2 protein-coding genes are annotated in these 915 nt (G+C 62.5%); both read left to right on the top strand.

The window, feature by feature from the left end:
* Positions 1-393, top strand: a 393-nt coding sequence (locus EOA29_RS38125) for a zinc ABC transporter substrate-binding protein (RefSeq protein ID WP_189479149.1), incomplete at its 5' end; no start/stop codon positions are given.
* A gap of 135 nt (positions 394-528) precedes the next feature.
* Positions 529-915: YeeE/YedE thiosulfate transporter family protein (locus tag EOA29_RS38120; protein ID WP_127222497.1), on the top strand; the 387-nt coding region annotated here is incomplete at its 3' end.

The following is a 915-nucleotide window of genomic DNA, read 5'->3' as shown; positions in this document are numbered from 1 at the left end:
GATGCGCTGGAGGGCGAGGTGAAGGCGGCGATCCAGTCGATCCCCGAGGCGAAACGCGTGGTCATAACCTCGCATGACGCCTTCGGCTATTTCGAGCACGAATACGGACTGACGTTTCTGGCGCCGCAGGGCATCTCGACTGATTCCGAGCCTTCGGCCGCCGACGTCGCCAAGCTGGTTGAGCAGATCAAGCAGGATAAGGCGGCCGCGATCTTCATCGAGAACATCACCAATCCGCGGCTGATCGAGCAGATCGCCGGCGAAACCGGCGTCAAGGTCGGCGGCACGCTCTATTCGGACGCGCTGTCCGGTTCCGACGGCCCGGCTTCGACCTATATCGACATGATGCACAACAACATCACGCAGATCAAAGGCGCGATCCTGGGAAGCTGAGCCGAGCTCGTCGGGCTTGCGCGGCGAAACGGCCAACGCCGCCTTTTCCAGCCGGACCATTTCCGGCTGGATTCCCATGCGAAAAAGTCTATCTGCTGAATGATGATCTCCTGATCGACGCGGATTGACCTTTCCATGACCGTCTTCACGCCTTTCCAGTCCCTGCTTGGCGGAACCCTCATCGGCCTGTCGGCCGTGCTGCTGATGGCGTTGCATGGCCGTATTGCGGGAATGACAAGGATACTGACCGGCGTTATCCCGCCAGTGTCCGCCGACTGGAAGTGGCGCGCTGCCTTTCTCGCCGGCGCAATCGGCGCCCCGTTGCTGATCCGGCTCGCCGGCAAGGATATCGAATTCAATGTGCCGGTGCCGACGCTGGCCCTTGTCGTCGGCGGCTTTCTCGTCGGTGTCGGCGTGCATTTCGGCGGCGGTTGCCCGAGCGGACACGGCATTTGCGGCAGCGCGCGATTGTCACCGCGCTCGTTCGTCGCCGTGGCGTCCTTCATGGCCACCGCCTTCGTC

The sequence above is a fragment of the Mesorhizobium sp. M1E.F.Ca.ET.063.01.1.1 genome (assembly GCF_003998155.1).
In the GTDB taxonomy this organism is placed as follows: domain Bacteria; phylum Pseudomonadota; class Alphaproteobacteria; order Rhizobiales; family Rhizobiaceae; genus Mesorhizobium.
The sequence above is the reverse complement of the archived record's forward strand: the minus strand, read 5'-3'. Positions and strand labels throughout refer to the sequence as shown.